The organism is Pantoea sp. SGAir0180 (assembly GCF_043546245.1).
Map to the genome: position 1 here is coordinate 2,781,924 of NZ_CP028071.1, position 21,728 is coordinate 2,803,651.

Consider the following 21,728-nt stretch of genomic DNA (forward strand, 5'->3'; position numbering starts at 1 on the left):
GTTTAAAAGCGGGCAGAGAAACGATAACCTGTTCCGCGGACGGTTTGTACCATGCGATCGTGACCGGTCAGTTCCAGCGCTTTGCGCAGACGGCGAATATGCACGTCAACTGTACGATCTTCAACATAGACGTTGGTGCCCCAGACGTGATTCAGTAGCTGTTCACGGCTGTAAACACGTTCAGGATGGGTCATAAAGAAGTGGAGCAGCTTGTACTCTGTCGGCCCCATCTCCAGCGGCGTGGTTTCCGACATCACCCGGTGCGAGGAGGGATCCAGGCTCAGGCCCTGCATTTCAATTACATCTTCGACCGCCATCGGCGAAATGCGACGCATCACAGCTTTGATACGGGCCATCAGCTCTTTCGGTGAAAACGGTTTGGTAATGTAGTCGTCGGCCCCGACTTCCAGGCCACGCACGCGATCTTCCTCTTCGCCACGTGCGGTCAGCATCATGACCGGAATATCACGCGTCATCGCTTCACGTTTAAGGTGTTTGATAAACTGAATGCCGCTGCCGCCAGGTAACATCCAGTCCAGCAGGATAAGGTCAGGCCAGGGTTCAATCAGCTTACTGACGGCGCTGTCATAATCTTCTGCCTCAATCGGCTGATAATCATTTTGTTCCAGAACGAAACATAACATCTCACGGATTGGAGCTTCATCTTCCACAACTAAAATGCGCTTAGCCATTATGACTCCTGCAGGTAGGACGGCTTTCACTGATATTTGCGGCGCCATTATGCGTCAGTTTTGTGACACTTTTATGAAAAAGTTAGCCATAAAAACCGGCCTGCAACAACCATTTATGACAACATGACGACATGTTTTGTGGCTTTAGTGATGGAGCCAGTATAATCGCCGGGCGATTTGTTATGGCAGGGAGTGTTATGCGCATTATCCATACCGCGGACTGGCACCTGGGGCAGTTCTTTTACAACAAAAGCCGGGCCGCTGAGCATCAGGCCTTTCTGGACTGGCTGCTGGCCCGAATTGAAGAGCATCAGGTGGATGCGCTGATTGTGGCGGGTGATTTATTCGATACCGGCACACCGCCCAGCTATGCACGTGAAATGTTCAACCGCTTTGTGGTGGCGTTACAACCCAGCGGCTGTCAGCTGGTGGTGCTGGCCGGAAATCACGATTCGGTGGCTACGCTGAACGAGTCGCGTGAACTGCTCGCCTGCCTGAATACCCGCGTGATTACCACGCCGCAGGACGGTAACGATGTGCTGATGTTAACGACGCGTCAGGGCGAACCGGGCGCGCTGCTGTGCGCCATTCCTTATCTGCGGCCACGCGATATTATGCGCAGCCAGGCCGGCCAGTCAGGACGCGATAAACAGCGCAGCCTGCTGGAGGCCATTACCGCCCATTATCAGCGCAGTTTTGCTGCCGCGCAGGCGCTGAATCTGGCGCTTCCCATCGTCGCGACCGGCCACCTCACCGCCCTCGGCGTCAGCAAAAGCGACTCAGTGCGCGATATCTATATTGGTACACTGGATGCCTTTCCGGCCTCGGCCTTTCCGCCTGCGGATTATATTGCGCTGGGGCATATTCATCGTGCGCAGCGCGTGGCCGACAGCGATCATATTCGCTACAGCGGTTCGCCGATTCCGCTCAGCTTCGATGAACTGGGCAGCGAAAAAAGTGTGTTCCTGCTGGATTTCAGCCCGTCAGGCCTGACGGTCACGCCCCTGACCATTCCTCTGTTCCAGCCAATGCAGGTCCTGAAAGGCTCGCTGGCGCAAATCACCCGGCAGCTCAGCCAGTTTTCTGCGCCCGACGGGACCAAACCTGTCTGGCTGGATATTGAAGTGACCACGCAGGAATATTTAAGTGATTTGCAGCGTCAGGTAGAAGCGCTGACAGCTTCCCTGCCCGTAGACGTTTTGCTGCTGCGCCGCAGCCGTGAACAGCGCCAGCACAGTCTGGCACAGCTGGATAAAGAAACCCTGAGCGAACTGAATGTGGAAGAAGTGTTTGCCCGACGACTGGCGCTGGATGACGCGCTGGACGCGGATCAGATTGCCCAGACCACCCTGCGGTTTAAACAGACGCTGGCGGATCTGGAGGAACAGCCATGAAAATTCTGACGCTGCGCTTCAAAAATCTTAACGCGCTCAAAGGTGAGTGGTTTATTGATTTTCGCACCGAGCCGTTTGCCAGCAACGGGCTGTTTGCGATTACCGGCGCGACGGGCGCCGGTAAAACCACGCTGCTGGACGCCATCTGTCTGGCACTGTATCACCAGACGCCGCGCCTGGGCGGCATCTCTCAGGGGTATAACCCCCTGATGACACGCGACTGTGCCGAGTGCCTGGCGGAGGTCGAGTTTGAAATTAAAGGCGAAGCCTGGCGGGCATTCTGGAGCCAGAACCGCGCGCGCGGCACCGCTGACGGTAAACTGCAGGCTCCCCGCGTTGAGCTGGCACGCTGCGCCGATAATCAGATTGTGGCAGATAAAGTGAGCGATAAGCTCAAACTTACGGAAACGCTGAGCGGGCTGGATTTTGCGCGCTTCACCCGCTCAATGATGCTGTCACAAGGCCAGTTTGCGGCGTTTCTTAACGCCAAAGCCAATGAGCGGGCAGAACTGCTGGAAGAACTGACCGGAACCGAAATTTATGGTCGTCTGTCCATGGCCGTGTTCGAACGCCACAAAGCGGCCAAAACGGCGCTGGAACTGTTACGCAGTCGGGCAGGCGGCATGGCGCTGCTTGATGAGGCAACCCGTACTGCACTGCACCAGCAAAAAAAGGCCCTTAGCGACGCTGAACACCAGCTGACTGCCGCGCTTGCCGTGGCGCAGGCGCAGCAACAGTGGCAGCAACAGCATCAGCAGGCTATTGCGGATACAGAGCAGGCAACCGCGGCCCTCGCAGCGGCAGAGCACGCCAGTCAGGCGGCAGAGCCGGATCGTCAACGTCTGGCGCGCAGTGAACCGGCGGAGAAACTGCGCGGTCCGTTGCAGCAACGTGACAGTCTGCTGGCCGAACGCAACGCGATGCGGGAACGTCAGCAGCAGCTCAGCCAACAGATGCACACGGCCACACAGGCGCATCATGTGTTGCAGCAACGCTATGCGGAAACGGACACGGCGCACGAACAGTGCCGACAGCAACAGCAGCAGCAGGAAACGCTGTTGACCGGGCAGGTCATTCCGCTTGATCAGTCTCTCTCTGCCTTATACGAGCACATTCAGCAGCTACAGCAGGATGCCGAACGGCAACAGCAACACTGCGCTCAGCGCGAAGCCGCGTTACACAGCGAAGCCCGCCAGGTGCGCCACTTGCAAGAGACGATTGCCCAACAGCATGCCCTACGTGAGCAGTTAGCTGACATGCCGCAATGGGGTGAACACCTTCCGATCTGGAAAGAGCGTTTTGCCCAACTGACCCGCTATGAAGCGGCACAGGCTGAGCTGGATCAGCAGATACAGCAGCAACAGCGCCACATTCATCAGCGCCAGGGGGATATTGAGCAGCTGGCACAGCAACTCACGCCACTGGATCAGGCCGCACAGCAGGCGCAGCAGTCCTTGTCTCAGGCTGAGCAAGCACTAACTTCCCTTCAGAACGCGCATCCACCTGAAGCCTTACGTCAGGCACTGAGCCAGCATCAGCAACAGCGCGAGGCGCGCCATGCGCTGACGATAGTGGCCGCGCAGTGGCAACCCCTGCATCAGCAGCGCACGCAGTACGAAAAACGCCTGCATGAACTTGAGACGGCTCAGCAGCAGGCTGAAAGCGCACTGCTGACGTTAAGAGAAGCCTGGCGACGGGAAAAACAGCAGCTCAGCGACGTAGAGAAAATTTGCCAGCTCGAAAGCCAGATTGCTGACCTGGAACAGTACCGCGCCCGGCTTGAAGCCGGGCAGCCCTGCCCGTTGTGCGGCGCCTGCGAGCATCCTGCGGTCGAAACCTATCGTGCTCTGGAAGTTAGTGCTAACCAACAACGTAAAGCCGAGCTGCAAAAACAGGTAGACGCGTTGAGTGAAACCGGGACGGCAAAGAAGGAGCAGATAAAGCAGCTACAGGCTCAACAGCAATCCCTGCGCGAAGAAATCACGGGTCTGACCCAACAACTTGATGCCCTTTCTCAACAATGGCAGGAACTGAGCAGTGAGCTGGCGCTCACCTTCCCGCTGACAGATACGGATGCAAGGATCGCGTGGCAGCAGGCGCAAAATCGCCACGAGCAGACGCTTACGGCCCGGCTTGACGCACTGGAGCAAGCCGAGCGCGCGGTGCTGGCGGCCAAAGATCACCACCTGCGGCAGCACCAGACATTACAACAGCATCAGCAAACGCTACTGTTGACTCAGCAGCAACTGGAAAGCCAGCACCAGGCGCTTCAGGCGTTACAGCAACAGCAGCGTCAGGCCGCAGAAAACGGCCAGCAGCTTGAAGCCGCGCTGGCACAGCAGTTCAGCGACGTGGCGTTGTCTTTACCTGAACGTACGGCGCGCGACAGCTGGCTGGCAACCCAGCAAGAGCGCTGGCAGCGCTGGCAAGAGAGTGAGCGGTTGCTTGCTAACCTGCAGCCGCAACTTGCACGGGCGGAAACACAGGCTGACGCGCTGCAACAGCAGTTACAGCTTGAGCAGCAACGCCTGGATCAGCAGCGGCAGCAGCTCACCGCGTTACAGCAGCAGGCGCGTGAAAAACAGCAGCAGCGTCAGGCCCTGTTTGGCGATCGCGATGTGGCTCAGGCGCGCCAGCAGATGCAGGCGCTCGTCGATCAGCACGAGGCGCAACTTACGCAGCAGCGCAACGCACTGCATCAGTCACAGGCAGAGGTCAGCCGTCTTAATGGCCAGTTGACGCTGCTGGAAAGCCAACTGCAGAGCCTGTCCGGGCGCGTCACGGAAGCAGAACAACGCTTCAGCGCCGCGCTGGCGGCGGCCGAATTTGCTGATGAAACGCACCTGCGCGCGGCATTGCTGGATGAACAGGCGGCGCAACAACTGCGTCAGCAGCTTCAGCAGATTGACCAGCACCGTCTGCACCAGCAGGCACGCCTGGCAGAACTGCAGCAGCGGCTGGCGGCACATCAGCAGCAAAAACCGGCTTTGATGCCGGATTCACCGGACGTGCTGGCGGCAGAGCTGGCGCGCTTACAGCAGTCCCTGCGTGAAAATGCAAACCAGCAGGGCCAGGTACAGCAGCAGTTAGACAGCGATGCCAGCCTGCGAAACCAACAGCAAACGCTGCTGGCGCGTATTGCGCAGGATGAGACGGCGTTAGCGCAATGGACCCTGCTTAACGATCTTATTGGCTCGGCAACGGGCGATAAATTCCGGCGCTTTGCCCAGGGGCTTACGCTCGATCACCTGGTGGCCCTGGCCAACCGTCAGTTAGATCGCCTGCACGGTCGCTACCTTTTACAGCGACGTGCCAGCGATGTGCTGGAACTGGATGTGGTGGATACCTGGCAGGCCGACAGCGCCCGCGATACGCGCACGCTGTCCGGCGGAGAAAGTTTCCTGGTGAGCCTGGCGCTGGCGCTGGCGTTGTCTGACCTCGTCAGCCATAAAACCCGCATTGAGTCGTTATTTCTGGATGAGGGCTTTGGTACGCTGGATGCCGAAACGCTGGACACCGCTCTGGATGCCCTGGATGCGCTTAACGCCAGTGGCAAAACTATTGGCGTCATCAGCCATGTTGAAGCCATGAAAGAGCGCATTCCCGTTCAGATTAAGGTACGCAAAATGAATGGCCTGGGTTACAGCACCCTTGACATCCCCGGCCAGTAAGAGGTTAACCATGTTGAGATGGACCGGTATTTTCGCGGTTGCCCTGCTGCTTTTAGCAGGCTGCAGCCAGCCGCACGGCGCTGATGCCAGGCACTGCGCGCCGAACATGACGCAGACTCAGTGCCAGACCGTCGACCACTATATCGCGCAGGTGAATGCCGTGGTGATGCGCAATTTTCATCACGCGCAACGTTACACAGGCCAGCGCTGCCTGGTGACGGCACAACGCCGCGCGGACGGCCGCTATAACGTCATGCGCACAGAAGGAAATGAATCGTTATGCCTGAGCGCCTGGCAGAGCGTGAGTAGCGCGCGTGATATGCCCCTTCCGCCTCAGGGCGCGCCCCGGCAATGGGTATTTGCTTTTGCCCCGTAACCATAACGCGGCAGCTCGCGCCATCGCGGCCTGAACGTAAATGCAGATGCGCCCTTTCGGAAAGTCCTGAACCGGCGGTGCAGCCTGACGGTGATCAAGCCTGAAAACTGGCGGTTCACCGTCCACAACGGATTACTCAGGCCAGAGCCAGGCGGCTCCGCGAACACCGCTCGAATCCCCGTGTACGGCTTTCAGTACCGGCGTTTCACATTCACCGCCAAATACCCATTTTTTCATCAGTGTGGGGACGGTCTGGTACAGACGATCCACGTTGCTCATACCGCCGCCCAGAACAATCACATCCGGATCGATCAGGTTAACCACCTGGGCCAGCGATTTGGCCAGGCGCATTTCGTAGCGGCTCATAGCCAGTTCCGCCACCGGATCCTGCTGTGCCAGCAGGTGAACAATCTCGGCACCTTTGCGTGTAACGCCGCTCAAACGCTGATAATCAGTGGCAAAGCCGGTGCCCGAGACAAAGGTTTCAATACAGCCCTGTAGTCCGCAATAACAGGGCACTTCAGCGCGATAGCGCAGTTCATCTTCGTCCATCCACGGCAGCGGATTGTGGCCCCATTCGCCCGCATTACCATTGCCACCGATACGGGATTCACCGTTTATCGCCACGCCCGCCCCCGAACCGGTGCCAATAATCACTCCAAAGACCAGCGGCTTACCGGCACCCGCGCCGTCAACGGCTTCGGATACGGCCAGACAGTTCGCGTCGTTGGCAATGCGGACGTCACGATTCAGCGCGTGCGCCAGAGCCTTGTCCAGCGGCTGTCCGTTAAGCCAGGTTGAGTTCGCGTTTTTTACCCGCTGCGTGTAGGGCGAAAGCGTGCCGGGAATACCGAGGCCTACCGTGCCCGTCTGTCCGGTCTTTTCTTCCGCCAGACGCACCAGATCGACAATAGCCTGTACCGTAGCGGCATAGTCGTTTCGGGGCGTGGAAACCCGATGGCGAAACAGCTCGCTTCCCTCGCTGGACAACGCAATCACTTCTGTTTTGGTGCCGCCCAAATCAATGCCGATGCGCACGGTTTATTCCTCATTATTCGTTAGGGGATTCTTACACTAAAAGGCGATGCCCTTAAAGGCAATGAAACCGCATCGATGTTTCGCTATCATGCGCACACTTAGTGAGATTTGTGCGCCCGATCGCGCCACGGTAAGGAATCCTGATGTTGTGGTTTAAAAATATGATGGTTTATCGTCTGAATCGTGACATTCCGTTGTCCGCAGACGACATGGAAAAACAGCTTGAGGCATTCACCTTCTCGCCTTGTGGCAGCCAGGACATGAGCAAGACCGGTTGGGTGTCACCGATGGGAAATCGCAGCGATGCGCTGACCCATGTGAATAACGGTCAGATTGTCATCTGCGCGCGCAAAGAAGAGAAAATTTTGCCTTCACCGGTGGTGAAGCAGGCGCTGGAAGCCAAAATTGACAAGCTTGAGGCAGAACAGAGCCGTAAGCTGAAAAAAACCGAGAAAGATTCGCTTAAGGATGAAGTGCTGCACAGCCTGTTGCCGCGTGCCTTCAGCCGTTTCAGCCAGACGTTTATGTGGATCGATACCGTTAATAATCTGATCATGGTGGACTGCGCCAGCGCGAAAAAAGCCGAAGATACGCTGGCCCTGCTGCGTAAAAGCCTGGGTTCACTGCCGGTCGTACCTCTGACGCTGGAAAGCCCGATTGAACTGACGCTGACCGAGTGGGTACGTTCCGGCGATCTGCCCGCAGGCTTTGCCCTGATGGATGAAGCCGAGCTGAAAGCGATTCTGGAAGACGGCGGCGTGATTCGCTGTAAAAAACAGGATCTGGTATGCGACGAAATCGCCAACCATATCGAGGCTGGCAAGCTGGTGACAAAACTGGCGCTCGACTGGCAGGAACGGATTCAGTTCGTCCTGTCGGATGATGGTTCCGTGAAGCGCCTGAAATTCAGCGATACGCTGCGTGATCAGAACGACGATATCGATCGGGAGGATTTTGCTCAGCGCTTCGATGCCGACTTTATCCTGATGACCAGCGAACTGGCCGCCCTGACCAGTAATCTGATTGAAGCGTTGGGTGGTGAGGCTCAGCGGTAAAACAGGCGGCCGCAAAAGATGCGGCCGTTTTTTTCAGTCTTTCAGATAGCGGCAAAGATAAGAGCTGGGCTCGCCTACCTGCAGATGAAACTCGCTGTGACCCGGCACGTTAAATACCGATCCCGCCTCGAACCATTTCCACTCTGTTTCCCCCGGCAGCAACACTTTCATTGATCCACTGACCACGGTCATCTCTTCCGGCTGGGCAGTGCCAAAGGTGTATTCGCCTTCTGCCATCACACCAACGCTGGCACGACCGGTGCTCGCACTGTCAAAACCGATGGATTTAACTTTTCCGTCAAAATACTCACTTACGTTGAGCATAAATCTTCCTCACAGCACATTAGGGTGACTGGCAGTGTAGAAGCGAACTTGCTGATCTGTCACGCGAAATAATGAGCGAATGTGATCGCTGGCGGTGACAAGGGACGGGGATAAGACGGGCGCGCATCGACGGCATCCTTGCCAGCGCGACGGCTTACTCTTTTTCTACATCTTCGTAACGTTGTTTCGCATCATGCGCTTCCTGCTCTGAATCGTGCTCACTGATGAGTGAATCCGGCTTCGGATGATCGGCTCGCAGTTGCCAGGACGTGACTTTTTTACCTTCGGGGCCTTTTTCCACGGTCACAACGCGCGCTTCTCTGGGGTAAGGAGGTCTTGACGGCATCATTTGTCCCTCTTGGCTGAATGACATTCCACACGACAGGCGGTTGCCCGTCATGGAATAAGTATAGTCAAAAAGGCGTAAATCGCGGCGGGAAGGAGATAAATCTGACGGTTAGCTGGCGCGTGCCAGCGATAACGACTGCAGAATTTGCTCAACAACGCGTTCCGGCGGCTGCATCGCGTCCACTTCATGGTGAGCGGCCATACGATACAGGTGGGCACGGGCGCGCAGCACCTCTGTCATCTCTTCTGCGATGGGCCGTCCGGTCAGCGTCGGGCGCTGCGCAGCTTCAGGCTGGCTTTCCAGACGTCGGGCAAGCACCTCAGAAGGCGCACTTAACCAGATAACCTGTCCATGTTCGCGCATATAGCGGCGGTTGACCTCTGCCAGCACCATGCCACCACCGGTCGCGATGATGGTTGAGGGCGCCGTCACGGCTTTCAGCGACTCGGTCTCCCGCGCACGAAAGCTTTCCCAGCCTTCCGCCGCGACAATTTCAGCCACGGTACGCTGGGTCGTGAATTGCAGGTGGTGATCGGTATCGCGGAAGGCATAACCCAGCGCATGAGACAGGGCTTCACCGATGGTGGTTTTTCCGCAGCCGCGCGCACCAATCAAAAAAATGGACAAGGACATCTGGGCACTTCCTCCGCCGTACAGCCCATAACAGCTGCAGGTCTGGCTTAAATAATACGCGCATCATAGCGGGAAATGATGGCGGCCTCTACCCATTGAGCGTATTTTACGCACAGTCAGACAACGCATTACATTAAACTTTTTATAAACAATGAATTAACCATGCACATTTTGTGCATGAACACCGTATTTTTGTCTCTGCAACATTTGCTTACCGCCACGAATTTACATTGCTGCTCATCGCCCCCATATACTGTTTACAGTCGCAACGGGAGAGTAATCATGCAACGCGAAGAACAACAACTGATTGAAAATCTGTTCAGCCGTTTGAAACAAGCGGAAAGCCAGACAGCGGCGCGCGATGCTGCTGCCGAACAACTCATCAAACAACACCTGCAGGAACAACCAGGCGCGCCCTACTACATGGCGCAGGCCATTCTGATTCAGGAAGCGGCCCTTAAAAAACTTAATGAACGTATTAAGGAACTGGAAAACCAGCTGGCGCAACAACAGGCGCAGCAGCAGCCGAAGAGCAGCGGTGGATTTTTATCCAGCCTGTTTGGCGGCGGCAGCGCCCAACCGCAGCCAGCTCAGCCGCAGTGGAACAGTGCGCCGCAACAGGCACCGCAACCGCAGCAACCTTATGCCAGCGCCCCGGCGCCACGTGGCAGCGGCTTCCTGGGCGGTGCCCTGCAAACCGCCGTTGGGGTGGCAGGCGGTGTAGTCATGGCCGATATGCTGACCAGCATGTTCCATCATTCTCAGCCGCAGGAGATCGTTAACATCATCAACGAGCAGCCGTTGCCGCAGGTGGACGACAGTCTGAATACCTTCAACGGTGGCAACGATCAGTCGTTCCTTGACCAGAACGGGGCGGATAATCAGTCTTTCCTGGATCAAAGTAACGGCTGGAGTGATTCCTACGCCGACAACGGCGACCTGAATGATTTTGGCGGCAATGACTTCGACGACGACGACAACTTCGTCTGATTTAGCGCTGGCGTTGTCGGAGCCAGCTGTCTAATTCATTGGCAAACTGCTGGCGGTCCCGTGGGCTTAATGCGGCGGGGCCGCCTGTCTGAACACCGCTGGCGCGCATGGTGTCCATAAAATCGCGCATGGTCAGTCGTTCGCGAATGGTTGCTGGTGAATAGCGCTCCCCGCGTGGATTCAAGGCTGCCGCGCCCTTCTCAATCACTTCCGCGGCCAACGGAATATCGGCCGTAATCACCAGATCGCCGACGTTTACGCGCTTAACAATCTCATTGTCCGCCACATCAAATCCCGCAGGCACCTGCAGTGTTCGCAGCCAGGGCGAAGGTGGCACCCGCAGGGACTGGTTAGCCACAAAGGTCACCACGGTTTGCGTTCTGTCCGCTGCCCGGTACAGCACGTCCTTAATCACGTTAGGACAGGCATCAGCATCAACCCAGATAGCCATCGTTATTCCTTGTTCTGCAAAAGAGTGACGATGGTAACCTGTTTTGCTGATCGGGTTGAGTGAAAAACACAGCCCTCTTTAACGCAGAACTTGCTTTATCCGACCTGGCTGCACCGCCACTGCGCCTGAATGCGCAGCGCACCGCGCCATGTCCTGGCACGGTTAAACGCCTCCGGTCAGCGGGGGGACAGCAGGCCGTTCAGCACAGGGCTAACTTGTTATTAATCCTGTCTGCAGTAAGCTACATCGTTGATATGTGTAAACAGCAAAGGAGACGGTGATGCAGGAAAAGAAAATCGGATTTATTGGCGGAGGCAACATGGCCAAAGCCATCATTGGCGGCCTGATAAACAGCGGGCAAGTTGCACCGTCAGCGATCTGGATTTATGACCGTAAAGCCAGCACTAATCAGGAAATGGCCGAACAATACGGTATCCATGCGGCTGAGAGCGCAGAAGCGCTAGCGCAGCATGTTGATGTCCTGTTTGGTGCGGTAAAACCGAATGTCATCCTCAGAGTTCTGAATGATCTCGCCACCTGCATGAAAAAAGAGACGCTGGTTGTCTCCATTGCAGCAGGCGTTACCCTGGACAATCTGGCCTCCGTACTGGGACACGATCGAAAAATCATTCGGGCCATGCCGAATACCCCGTCTCTGGTGGGAGAAGGGATGACCTCGGTCACGCCCAATGCGCTGGTTGAACAGAGCGAACTCGATGAGGTCGTTGCAATGTTTAAAAGCTTTGGCCAGGCGGCGGTAGTGGATGAATACCTGATTCATTCCGTGGTGGGCGTGAGTGGTTCGGCACCGGCTTACGTGTTTATGTTCATTGAAGCCATGGCCGATGCTGCGGTGGCAGGTGGCATGCCGCGGGCGCAGGCCTACCAGTTTGCGGCACAGGCCGTAAAAGGTTCGGCACAGATGGTACTGGAGACCGGCAAACACCCGGGCGAGTTAAAAGATATGGTCTGCTCGCCGGGCGGCACCACGATAGAAGCGGTCAAAGTTCTGGAAGAAAAAGGTTTTCGCTCCGCCGTGATTGAGGCGATGCAGCAGTGCATGGCGAAATCAGAGAAGCTGAGCCGCAGTTAACCCGCGGCGTCTGGCAACGGCAGTGCGCGTTGCCAGGCGCCTCCCCACTAGCCGGCGGAACGGTAGTCCTGATAAAGCGCCAGCGCCTGCTTCACCGTCATGGGTTGCTGCATGTTGTCAACCAGCGCGGCGGTCAGAGTGTAAAGGCCACAGGAGAAAATCGCCGCCAGTTGCCCTTCTTTGCCATAAAACGCCATGAACTCCTTTTCTTCCAGCGAGCCCACCGACTGGTAGTCATCCCAGTCCGCCGCATGGCCAAGATATTCATAGCGCGTACCATAGTGCGCGGTCCAGAAAAACGGCACCCGATCAAAGTGACGGATATTGCCCAGCATATTGATGGCCGCTGTCTGTCCCTGTTGTTCGGCAACACGAAAGTGTTCGATTCGCAACGGCCCCTGGGGAGAAGGATACGTGGCGATATCGCCTGCCACCCAGACATTCTCGGCCACCCGGAGTTGTTCGTCCGTTTGCAGGCTGCCATCCTCCAGCAGCGGCAAATCATGAATAAAGTGTGTGGCGGGTTTAACGCCGGTCGCAAACAGCACCACATCGGCGGCAATATGCTTGCCCGTTTTTAGTCGTACCGCGTTAACATGGTCTTCGCCCAGCAGGGCATCGATCTCGCCTTCGATAAACTTTACGCCGTTCGCCTGATGGAGCTGATAAAAATAGCGACCAACGGCTTCGCCAAACTGTTTCGCAAACGGCAGCGGATGACGCGCAATGACGGTGACATCAATGTCGCGATTACGCAGTGAGGAGGCCAGTTCCATGCCGATAAAGCTGTTGCCGATAATGACAATCTGTTGAGTGTCATCGACCGCCTGCAGTAAGTCTGCGGTGTGCTGTTTACTGCGCAGGATATGAACGCCAGCAAGATCGCGCCCGGCCAGCGCAGGTTTGACGGGCGCGCCACCTGTGGCAATCAGGAGCTTATCGAATTGCAGCGTCGTACCGTCAGCAAATATTATCCGGTGCTGAGGGTTATCAATCCGCTCCACGCGCTTTTGCAGGCGTTCTACGTGCGCCATGATGTCCTCACCCAGCAGTGAGGGCACCTCATCGATGTCCATTTTGCCCGAGGGGACAAATTTGGTTAACGCCGTGCGATCATAGGGTGCATCTGGCTCCTGCTCAATCAGGATCAGCCGCCCTTTAAACCCCTCGTGACGTAACCGCCATAGCGCCGCACTCCCGGCTGCGCCACCACCCAGCACGACAAAGACCGGCGCAGCGGCTCCACTGCCTATCGCAGTCGCAGGCGACATGGCTTTGGGATTCACCAGAACCGCCTCGTTTTCAATGCGCACGGGATACTGTTTGAGATCGGCCAGCGCGAGCGGCTCACACATTTTGCCACTGTCCAGTTCAAAAGTGGCTTTATGCCAGGGACAGATCAGCCGGTTTTCACAAATGGCACCCTGCTCAAGGGGTGCGCCGGCATGGGGACACTTCGCCTGGTAAGCGTGTACGTTGTCGCCATCACGAATTAACAGCAGCTCTGTTTCCCCGAGCTTTTTTTTAACCGGCTGGCGGTGCGGTAAATCCTTCAGAGCGACCACAAATTGATAGTTCACGACATAGCTCCTTTTCCGACTGTCACGGCTGAACGCGCAGATCAACAGGGCTTCTGCGCAAATGCCTGTAAACAGTAAGTGTGGCAAAGGATCGGCCAGACTCCGGTTTTAACGTCAGGATTTTTTGCTAACTGTTTGTTTAAGCGGAAATTAAAAATACGTGAGGATGTGACAGCGCAGGCAGGAGAAAACTAAAGCGGCCACCGAAATGGCCGACCGAACGTTAACTTTTCTTCAGACACTGACTCATGAAGGTTTTGCGTGCTTCCCCCGTCAGCTTTTTATCACCGGCCTGCAGATTACAGGTTTTCATTTTTACCTGCTGCGGCGACATGTCGGCGACCTTACTGTCCTTTTTCAGGCAATCGCTCATAAATTTCTTTCGCACATCGCCTTTCAACGCTTGTGACGTGGCATGTTCATTACACATGGCCATTTTTTGCTGTTGTGGCGTTTTTTCAGCCGCACTGGCGCTGCCGCCCACCAGTAAGCCTGCTAACACTAGCGTCATTAAACCGCGTTTCATTGTATTCACTCCCTCTTGATGAAAACAGATTAATTCTGGCACGTTACACGCTATACGGAATACGTTTATCAGGGAATAAGGCAGAGATCGCAAATCTGAATTGTCGGTGGCACTTTTCAGATACGCGGACGATTAAGTAAGCGCGTGACATAACGTTTTAGCAGGACCGTATTTTTATCATTATGATCTACATCGGCATTCATCATGGCGGTTTCAATACTGCTGACGATAGCGTGATGCTGCTCGGGTGGAAGCAAACGCAGCATCGCGGTAACCACGATTTCCAGCGCTTCGATCTGTGCAACCTGCTCTTTTGACGCCTCTTCTTTTTCTGCCAGGGTGATTAGCAACTCAGCAATCAGGTTTTTCATGCCGGGGCCCCTTCGTGTAAGACAAATAAAAATTAGCATTCGTCAGATTAAAAAACAAAGTGATTTTTCAGCCCGCTTTGCGTCCGACTCAGGCCATTTTGTCGCTACGGTTTTATTGCATTTATTTTGCCGGAAAACGAAACGTTGTTATCGCAATGAAATAACACGCTGACTCACTCAGTCGAAATAAAATAAAGATTCCCGGCTGGCTTTTTTTAGCAGAGATTCTTTTCTTACAAGCGATAACGGCCGTTTTCATTCCCGTTAACGTGAGAAAAATCTCCCCGCGATTGCGGGCAGTCGGTCCCCCTGTTCCTTAACCTTCCACCTGGACAACCGGATCCTCACGGCCCGATAATGACGGGCTACTCAGCCCTTTGGCTGCGCCAAAAACGCACCTGATTCAGTGCAACAGCTTGTCTTTCATCAAGATAATCTGAAAAAACGCCTTATTGCATATTGGCACTATTCGATTTTCACTCATCACATCTGAAAAATATTTCAGGCTGTTACTGACAATCCTCTCTGGCCCACCTATGTTTAAAAAACCGCCAGGTACGGGCGGGACGTTGGCTGTTCTGACCAACGAAACGCTCCCGATAAAACCCTTGCCGTTCTTTCCGGGAGCCCATCATTCAGTAGCTTCTGCCTGCTGCGCCGTTGCGCACCGGGCAAAGGGTCTGTTTGCGGAGACGGGGAATGAGCGTCCAATCTAATAGTGCCAGTCGTGCTATCACTGATTACTTCAACAGCCCGGACTGGAACGTGCTGCCGGAGTCCGATCTGCTGGCCGTTATCCTGCGTGAACTGATGGAAGCAGGCCAGCCGACAACGAATAAGGCAATAATCGCACGCGTCATTAATAAACTGGAGTTTGAAGGGGATGAGCAGCGCCTGCAGCGTTACCGGGGTTTACTGGCCCAGTTGATGGAAGCGCGGCCACGTGAGTAGGCCGCCTTTATGCTATTTCACCCAACGGAGCTGACGGGCTTCACTTACACTGGCACGGCCGCTGCTGCGTTGAAACAGGCAGAGTTCACGCCCACGCCGGTTTTTCATTTGCTTCTGTGGGTAATGCCCCTCAAGTAACAAGGCGCTGTAACCCACGCTGTCATCATAGTCGATGGGCTGCCCCACGATTTTTACCTTACTTAGCGTACTGGCATTAATACAGGCCTGCCGCATGACCTGCTGGTTTTCCTGCCATGCCGTCGGGCTGGAAGCCAGTGCGACCGGACTGATCAGCAACAGTAATGACAGTGAGAGGCGTGGACGAGAGTACATGCGTTGCTCCTTCCAGACTGAGCCAGAAAAAAATTCCCGCCAGAGCGGGAATAAACAAGACGAGCATTGCAAATTGATGTGACGAGGAAATCCCGATCCTGCTGGCTCAGTGCGACCAGACGACCACAGGCTGAAGACAGCAGAATACCGGCCTTATCTTCCCCTGTCCCCATGACACCTCAATGACAATGCGCGGTTTATTTAACGCTTAACCACAATAGACCTGGGTGATAGTACCGCTTTTGTCTGCCAGAAAGTTCAGGCGGGCGAAATTAAAATCCATCGTGACGGCAGAATTCCACGGAATGGCGCGCACCTTCTGACTGAAACGCTGTTGCTCAAGGGCGGACAGCGGTTTGCCGACAAAGTTTTGGTAATGAGAGGCACCGCAACTGTCCGCTTCCTTGCCGGGCGGGACGGCTGCCGTATCAGGCTGCGTGGTGGACTGACAGGCCGTCAGCAATAAGAAGCCGGTTGCCACCAGCACTTTTCCGTAATGATTCACGTATGTTCTCCTGTAATCGTGTTAAACCCTGACCTGAAGCGTAACAAGCCCCACCACCGGGTTTAATCGTTAAAATCAAGCGATTCACACATTATTAAGCATTAAATGCTGCCTTATTGCCAGATAACCAGTGTAAAGGCACTTACCGTTCAGAATTTCAAATACAAGACGCTAACCTTACTAAGAATTATCTTAGGAGGCTACTATGGAACTTGTGATTTTTATCTGCTTTGCCGTTGTGATGACACTGATTGCGGTTCGGGTGCGATAAGCGGCCCGTTCACGGGTGCGGTTTCACGCCTGACAGGCTGGGCGACCTGACAGGCGACAGAGTGTATCGTAGGCAAAGCACTGATTTTTTAATTGATTAACCCAGACTCATTTACGTAAGGTAATAAACAGCTAACATTGTGTGATCGGCTCTCTCGACAGCGATTTGAGGCATTGCTACTATGCGCTTATCTTCGCTGGCTGGGTCGCCTATGAACACCAATTCCGACAGAGTGACGTTGACACTGTTTTATGTCGGCAGCTTTGTTGTTTATTACCTCGTTACTATGTTGATTACCCTGTTTCCTAATTACGGTATTCTGCGTAATGACGGTTTACTGGTGCCTGTGCTTTGCCTGTTTGAATTTGCCGTTATCTATCCGCTGTATCGCTTTTATTGCCAGCGTCGTACCGATATTCCTCTGGGCTTTTTGCGTTCCGGTCAGACTTTACTGTTTATTGGCGCGCTGTTTATTTTAATGGTGGCACAAACGCAGTATTTGCAGCCGGAAGGCTGGCTGGTCGCACAAACTCAGCAGGGGCCCAGTTCGATGCTTATCCTGCTGTTGACCGCCGTCTTACTGGCTCCTGTGTTTGAGGAAGTGTTGTTTCGCGGCTTTTTATTACAGGGATTTCTGTTGTGGGCACCTAACAGCCGTTTTGCCTGTGTATTACTGACCTCGTTACTGTTCGCGCTCATGCATACGCAATATGTCCACTGGGAAACGGTGGTGGCGCTGACGCTGTTTTCTATGCTGCTTTGCTACGCCCGTCTGCGCAGCAATACGCTGGCCCTGCCGGTCTTTCTGCATACGCTGAATAATCTGATTGCGATTCTGCCTGCCTGGTATTTCGCCTGATCCCGCTACCCTTTTTGTTACCAGGTCATCACTAACCTGCGTAAAATCAGCGTGTATCTTTTACTAACAGGGAGGGATGGTCAGAAAGCCCATGATTACCATGCTGGATGTGGCCCGCAAGGCCGGCGTCTCTAAAGCCACCGTCTCGCGCGTGCTGGCGGGAAATCGCTACGTCAGTAAGAGGACGCAACAGAAGGTCTTTCAGGCTGTGGCGGAAACCGGTTATCGCCCTAACCTGCTGGCACGTAGCCTGGCGACGCAGAAATCCCAGAATATCGGGCTTATCGTTACCCATTCTTTATTTAATGGGCCTTACTTCAGCGAATTGCTGTTTCAGGCTGCTACGTTGACAAATAACTATGGCCGGCAGCTTATTCTGGCGGATGGTAAAACCAGCGCTGACGATGAACGTGCCGCCATTGAGTTTCTGCTCGACCTGCGCTGTGACGCCATCATAATCTACCCCCGTTTTCTGGATACCGCGGCGCTGGATGCCATTATTGAGCAGCACGCCATTCCCGTTATGGTGGTGAATCGTCAGCTGCAGCGTCATCCGGCACACTGCGTCTGGGCCACCCATCAGCAGAATACCTTTCAGGCCACCCGCTATTTGATTACGCGCGGCCATTACGACATCGCTTTCATTACGGGTCTGGCAGGCTCACCGACCGCTGCGGCCCGCCTGGCCGGTTATAAGCAGGCGCTTGACGAGCATGGCTTAGCGGACCGTGCGCTGATCGTGCAGGGTGCATGGACGCCCGCCAGCGGCATGGCGGCGGCAAAAACGCTGCTTGAATCGGACATGCCATTTAGTGCACTGATGGCCAGTAATGACGATATGGCTATTGGGGCCGCGCTGGCGCTGAACGCTGCGGGCAAACGGCTGCCGGAGGATGTCTCCCTGCTGGGCTTTGATGATATTCGTGTGGCGGAATTTTTTCTGCCGCCGCTCACCACGGTACATGTGCCGGTCGCAGAGATGATTCAGCATACGCTGGCGCAGCTGGTGGCGATGCTGGAAGGGGAAGCGGTCACGGCCTTGCCGCCGTTTAGCGGTCACCTGATCGAACGGGCCTCGGTCACTGACGGGCCTTATAAACAGTAAGGCGCGGCATCCCTGCCGCGCACCATCAGTAGTCGACTGAATCGTTCAGCGTTGCGCCATTACTGCGAATCAGTTTCTGGTACCAGAAAAAACTCTTCTTACGGTAACGTGCCAGATCCTTTAAATCTTTTTCATCGCGGTTGACGTAAATAAAGCCGTAACGCTTGTTGATGCCCTGATGCGTACTTACCAGATCTATTGCCGACCAGGGACAATAGCCAAACAGTTCCACACCATCGGCAAGTGCCAGCTGCAGTTGCGCAATGTGTTCGCGCAGATACGCAATACGGTAATCATCATGTACCTTATTATCGGCCTCCAGCCGATCAAAGGCACCCAACCCGTTTTCGGTCACGATAAGCGGCAAAGCATAGCGGGCATAAATCTGGCGCGCCGTAATGCGAAAACCCACCGGATCGATATACCAGCCGAACTGATTTTGCCGGAGATGCGGATTATCACATCCCACATAAACCGACCGATCAATGCCCGCCATTTGCTGATCGGGCCGAGGTTTATTTTCGCTTTGCTCACCCTCGCCTTCGGCTCCCACCGTCGCGGACGCATAATAATTAAAGGCGATAAAATCCGGCTTGCCTGCGGCGATGATGGCCATGTCATCGTCTTCGATCGTCGGTAACCAGCCGCGCTGTTTCAGGAAAGCCCAGACCACGGCGTTATAGCGACCATGGACCGCCAGATCCAGATAGAGCCAGTTGCGAATTGCAGAGAAATTATCGGCTGCCAGCACATCTTCCGGCCGCGCACTGGCGGCATAGACGCAGGAGATATTGGGTGCCGGGCCAATTTTGGCATCCGGCAACCGTTCATGGCAGGCGATCATCGCTTTCGCCTGTGCCAGCATCATATGATGATTCTGCTGATACAGCGTTTTCTGCGGATCGGCGGTGCCGGGTGGCAACGTACCAATCACATCGCCCTTGAGGATCATCATGTTCTGTTCGTTGATGGTCAGCCAGTACTTAACCTGACGACCATAGTGCTCAAAGCAGGTGATGGCAAAACGCTCAAAGGCCGCCACTGTACGCCGTGAAGACCAGCCGCCCGCCTGCTGCAACGCCCAGGGCAAATCAAAATGATAAAGGGTGACCAGCGGCGTAATGCCGTACCGACAGAGTTCATCGATCACCTGCTGATAAAAAGCCACGCCCGCCGGGTTCAACGCACCATCGCCCTCGGGATAAAGACGGCTCCAGGCAATGGAAAAGCGGTAGGTTTTTAATCCCATCTCCGCCAGCAGCGCGATGTCCTCTCTGAAACGATGATAGTGATCGCTGCAAACGGTAAAATCGGTAAGGTCCTGATGGAAGGTTGCCTGGTCAATGACGGAAGGCCCTTTGCCCTCTTCATTCCAGGCCCCTTCAACCTGATAAGCTGAGGTGGACGCGCCCCAGAGAAAGTCCCTGGGAAACGCGGGCAATGTCGAATGTTGCATATAACCTCCTGTTTAACGTGCGGCTAACTCCCGGCGCAGTTGAATGATCTCCTCAGCCAGTTCGCGACAGAGCATTGCGTTCATCAGGTGGTCCTGAGCATGGACCATAATCAGACTGACCGGAATCTTTCCGCTGCCCTCATCAGCGCCAATGAGCTGCGTCTGCGTTTGATGGGCTGCTTTGGCCGCCGCGGTTGCGGCACTGAGCATACTGTCCGCCTGCGCCCAGTTTTGCTGCCGCGCCGCCCGCAACGCCTCCATTGAACAGGAGCGAGCTTCGCCTGCCTGGATAATCAGTTCGATTACCGTGCTTTCATCAATTTCCATGGGTTACTCCTTAACCGGTTGCGCTGCGGCAGAGGGTTGCTCTTGCTGCAGCAGTTGACGCTCGTACATTTTGAAAAACGGGTAGTAGATCAGCGTGGCAATAGTGACCAGCACGGCAATCAACACAATGACGCGCCAGTCCCAGCCGGTTGACCAGGCGGCCCCAATGGGGGCGGGCGTCGTCCACGGAGCCAGTGAGATCACGTGATTAATCAGGTTCGTTTTGGTGGCGATCCAGGCAATGACGGCGTTAACTAACGGGGCAAGAATAAAAGGGATAAACAGAATGGGGTTCATCACGACCGGTGAACCAAAAATCACCGGTTCGTTGATGTTGAACATGCTGGGCACCACACTCAGTTTTCCAATCGATCGCAGATGTGCTGACTGACTGCGCAAGTAAAGCAACACCAACCCCATCGTCGAACCGGAGCCACCGATAACAATAAAAAACTGCCAGAAAGGTTCAATAAACACGTGGCTGATGGGTTCTCCCGCGTTCAGCGCCTGCTGATTCAGACCGAGATTGGTCAGCCAGAAAGCCTGCAATATGCCCCCGACAATCACCGCCCCATGAATGCCTGCAAACCACAGCAGATGGCACAGCAGTACCGCCACCAGCACGGCAGGCAGCGAATCGGAGGCAGAGATGATCGGCGAGAAAATAGCCATGATGGCCTGAGGCAGCAACATGCCGAACTGCGCCTGTACCCACAGGCTCAGGGGAAACAGCGTGATAAAAATCGTGATAATCGGGATGAGCAAATCGAACGACTGACGGATCTTCGGCGGCACCTGCTCGGGCAGTTTGAAACCGATGTTGTATTTCTGCAGAACGTGCATCAGCTCCGTCGCAAAGAGCGCGACCAGAATGGCGGTAAAAATGCCCTCCCCGCCCAGCGAACCAACCGGCAACGTTTTGCCGCTCTGCGGTGCCGCCACCACCAGAAACGCCATCAGCGACAGACTGGCCGCCATAAAGCCATTCATCTTATAACTGTTTGCGAGGTTATAGGCGATGGCACTGGCGATATAGAGCGCCATAATGCCCATCGTCATGTTGTACGGCATCATGATTTGTTCTTCATGCGCCTTTACCATGCCCAGCCACCACTGTGCGAACGCCCAACTGCTGTCTGCCGAAAAAGGCGGATGAGCAAACAACAGCATAAACGAGCCCACGATCAGAAACGGCATGGAGGCAATAAATCCGTCCCGGATAGCGATGACATGACGCTGGCTGGAAAGACGGCCCGCCAGTGGGCTAATACGGTTTTCGATGACGCCGAATAGAGATTCACTGAAGTGGCTCATTGCCTGACTCCTTGCTGAGGCAAAAGAGAATAACCTGCCTGACGCAGTGCGGGTTTCGCGTGAT

23 protein-coding genes are annotated in these 21,728 nt (G+C 55.1%); 9 read left to right on the forward strand and 14 right to left on the reverse strand.

Going from position 1 to position 21,728, the window contains the following annotated elements; all coding sequences use genetic code 11:
• Positions 1–2 precede the first annotated feature (2 nt).
• The gene (gene phoB, locus C1N58_RS13245; RefSeq protein WP_014606457.1) at positions 3–692 is read right to left on the reverse strand and encodes a phosphate response regulator transcription factor PhoB; all 690 of its coding nucleotides are present in this window, start codon (positions 690–692) and stop codon (positions 3–5) included.
• Between the two features lie 197 nt (positions 693–889).
• Here phoB and sbcD point away from each other — a divergent pair, with 197 nt between their 5' ends.
• The 3 genes from sbcD to C1N58_RS13260 are packed head-to-tail and all read left to right on the forward strand — an operon-like array spanning position 890 to position 6,133.
• Complete coding sequence (sbcD, locus tag C1N58_RS13250; protein ID WP_006117577.1) at positions 890–2,086, forward strand: exonuclease subunit SbcD; 1,197 nt, start codon at positions 890–892, stop codon at positions 2,084–2,086.
• Positions 2,083–5,757, forward strand: a complete 3,675-nt coding sequence (locus C1N58_RS13255) for an AAA family ATPase (RefSeq protein ID WP_394564234.1) — start codon at positions 2,083–2,085, stop codon at positions 5,755–5,757. The genes sbcD and C1N58_RS13255 overlap by 4 nt, the downstream gene beginning before the upstream one ends.
• 10 nt (positions 5,758–5,767) lie before the next feature.
• Positions 5,768–6,133 (forward strand): cell envelope integrity protein TolA, encoded by a 366-nt coding sequence (locus C1N58_RS13260; protein WP_367143262.1) that lies wholly within the window; start codon positions 5,768–5,770, stop codon positions 6,131–6,133.
• Between the two features lie 132 nt (positions 6,134–6,265).
• On the opposite strand, the gene mak is transcribed toward C1N58_RS13260, so the two are convergent.
• A complete protein-coding gene (gene mak, locus C1N58_RS13265; protein ID WP_394564235.1) occupies positions 6,266–7,171 on the reverse strand; it encodes a fructokinase in 906 nt (301 codons plus the stop codon).
• A gap of 143 nt (positions 7,172–7,314) precedes the next feature.
• Here mak and rdgC point away from each other — a divergent pair, with 143 nt between their 5' ends.
• Entirely contained in the window at positions 7,315–8,226 is a 912-nt protein-coding gene (gene rdgC / locus C1N58_RS13270) for a recombination-associated protein RdgC (protein WP_033738615.1), read from the forward strand.
• 33 nt (positions 8,227–8,259) lie between these two features.
• Here rdgC and ppnP read toward each other — a convergent pair whose 3' ends face one another.
• The 3 genes from ppnP to aroL all read right to left on the reverse strand — a co-directional run bounded on the left by ppnP (position 8,260) and on the right by aroL (position 9,532).
• Positions 8,260–8,550 carry a pyrimidine/purine nucleoside phosphorylase gene (gene ppnP, locus C1N58_RS13275; protein ID WP_006117582.1) on the reverse strand — a complete coding sequence of 97 codons (291 nt, stop codon included), beginning with the start codon at positions 8,548–8,550 and terminating at the stop codon, positions 8,260–8,262.
• A 154-nt stretch (positions 8,551–8,704) separates the two neighbouring features.
• Positions 8,705–8,896 (reverse strand): YaiA family protein, encoded by a 192-nt coding sequence (locus C1N58_RS13280; RefSeq protein WP_006117583.1) that lies wholly within the window; start codon positions 8,894–8,896, stop codon positions 8,705–8,707.
• A 111-nt stretch (positions 8,897–9,007) separates the two neighbouring features.
• Complete coding sequence (aroL, locus tag C1N58_RS13285; protein WP_006117584.1) at positions 9,008–9,532, reverse strand: shikimate kinase AroL; 525 nt, start codon at positions 9,530–9,532, stop codon at positions 9,008–9,010.
• Between the two features lie 282 nt (positions 9,533–9,814).
• On the opposite strand from aroL, the gene C1N58_RS13290 reads away from it, so the two are divergent.
• On the forward strand, positions 9,815–10,522 hold the full coding sequence (locus tag C1N58_RS13290) for a DUF2076 domain-containing protein (protein WP_006117585.1): 708 nt from the start codon (positions 9,815–9,817) through the stop codon (positions 10,520–10,522).
• 1 nt (position 10,523) lies between these two features.
• On the opposite strand, the gene C1N58_RS13295 is transcribed toward C1N58_RS13290, so the two are convergent.
• The gene (locus C1N58_RS13295) at positions 10,524–10,973 is read right to left on the reverse strand and encodes a YaiI/YqxD family protein (protein WP_006117586.1); all 450 of its coding nucleotides are present in this window, start codon (positions 10,971–10,973) and stop codon (positions 10,524–10,526) included.
• A gap of 280 nt (positions 10,974–11,253) precedes the next feature.
• On the opposite strand from C1N58_RS13295, the gene proC reads away from it, so the two are divergent.
• Positions 11,254–12,066, forward strand: coding sequence for a pyrroline-5-carboxylate reductase (proC, locus tag C1N58_RS13300; RefSeq protein WP_033738612.1), 813 nt, complete (start codon positions 11,254–11,256; stop codon positions 12,064–12,066).
• A gap of 47 nt (positions 12,067–12,113) precedes the next feature.
• On the opposite strand, the gene C1N58_RS13305 is transcribed toward proC, so the two are convergent.
• From C1N58_RS13305 to iraP, 3 genes are all read right to left on the reverse strand, one after another.
• Entirely contained in the window at positions 12,114–13,646 is a 1,533-nt protein-coding gene (locus C1N58_RS13305; RefSeq protein WP_394564236.1) for an FAD-dependent oxidoreductase, read from the reverse strand.
• A gap of 223 nt (positions 13,647–13,869) precedes the next feature.
• Complete coding sequence (locus C1N58_RS13310) at positions 13,870–14,172, reverse strand: PsiF family protein (RefSeq protein ID WP_006117589.1); 303 nt, start codon at positions 14,170–14,172, stop codon at positions 13,870–13,872.
• Between the two features lie 116 nt (positions 14,173–14,288).
• Positions 14,289–14,543, reverse strand: coding sequence for an anti-adapter protein IraP (iraP, locus tag C1N58_RS13315; RefSeq protein ID WP_006117590.1), 255 nt, complete (start codon positions 14,541–14,543; stop codon positions 14,289–14,291).
• Between the two features lie 699 nt (positions 14,544–15,242).
• On the opposite strand from iraP, the gene C1N58_RS13320 reads away from it, so the two are divergent.
• Positions 15,243–15,494 (forward strand): biofilm development regulator YmgB/AriR family protein, encoded by a 252-nt coding sequence (locus C1N58_RS13320; RefSeq protein ID WP_006118140.1) that lies wholly within the window; start codon positions 15,243–15,245, stop codon positions 15,492–15,494.
• 12 nt (positions 15,495–15,506) lie between these two features.
• Here C1N58_RS13320 and C1N58_RS13325 read toward each other — a convergent pair whose 3' ends face one another.
• Together C1N58_RS13325 and C1N58_RS13330 are read right to left on the reverse strand one after the other, a co-directional pair.
• Positions 15,507–15,827 carry a hypothetical protein gene (locus C1N58_RS13325; RefSeq protein WP_006118139.1) on the reverse strand — a complete coding sequence of 107 codons (321 nt, stop codon included), beginning with the start codon at positions 15,825–15,827 and terminating at the stop codon, positions 15,507–15,509.
• 208 nt (positions 15,828–16,035) lie between these two features.
• Positions 16,036–16,332, reverse strand: a complete 297-nt coding sequence (locus C1N58_RS13330) for an I78 family peptidase inhibitor (RefSeq protein WP_033738606.1) — start codon at positions 16,330–16,332, stop codon at positions 16,036–16,038.
• A gap of 482 nt (positions 16,333–16,814) precedes the next feature.
• Here C1N58_RS13330 and C1N58_RS13335 point away from each other — a divergent pair, with 482 nt between their 5' ends.
• Positions 16,815–17,462 carry a CPBP family intramembrane glutamic endopeptidase gene (locus C1N58_RS13335; RefSeq protein WP_033738779.1) on the forward strand — a complete coding sequence of 216 codons (648 nt, stop codon included), beginning with the start codon at positions 16,815–16,817 and terminating at the stop codon, positions 17,460–17,462.
• Positions 17,463–17,553: 91 nt separating this feature from the next.
• Positions 17,554–18,567, forward strand: coding sequence for a LacI family DNA-binding transcriptional regulator (locus tag C1N58_RS13340; RefSeq protein WP_394564237.1), 1,014 nt, complete (start codon positions 17,554–17,556; stop codon positions 18,565–18,567).
• Between the two features lie 25 nt (positions 18,568–18,592).
• Here C1N58_RS13340 and C1N58_RS13345 read toward each other — a convergent pair whose 3' ends face one another.
• The 3 genes from C1N58_RS13345 to C1N58_RS13355 are packed head-to-tail and all read right to left on the reverse strand — an operon-like array spanning position 18,593 to position 21,664.
• Entirely contained in the window at positions 18,593–20,023 is a 1,431-nt protein-coding gene (locus C1N58_RS13345) for a glycoside hydrolase family 1 protein (protein ID WP_110268590.1), read from the reverse strand.
• A 12-nt stretch (positions 20,024–20,035) separates the two neighbouring features.
• Positions 20,036–20,350 (reverse strand): PTS lactose/cellobiose transporter subunit IIA, encoded by a 315-nt coding sequence (locus tag C1N58_RS13350; protein ID WP_006118134.1) that lies wholly within the window; start codon positions 20,348–20,350, stop codon positions 20,036–20,038.
• 3 nt (positions 20,351–20,353) lie between these two features.
• Positions 20,354–21,664: a PTS sugar transporter subunit IIC gene (locus C1N58_RS13355; RefSeq protein WP_033738601.1), complete on the reverse strand. Its 1,311-nt coding sequence runs from the start codon at positions 21,662–21,664 to the stop codon at positions 20,354–20,356.
• Positions 21,665–21,728 lie beyond the last annotated feature (64 nt).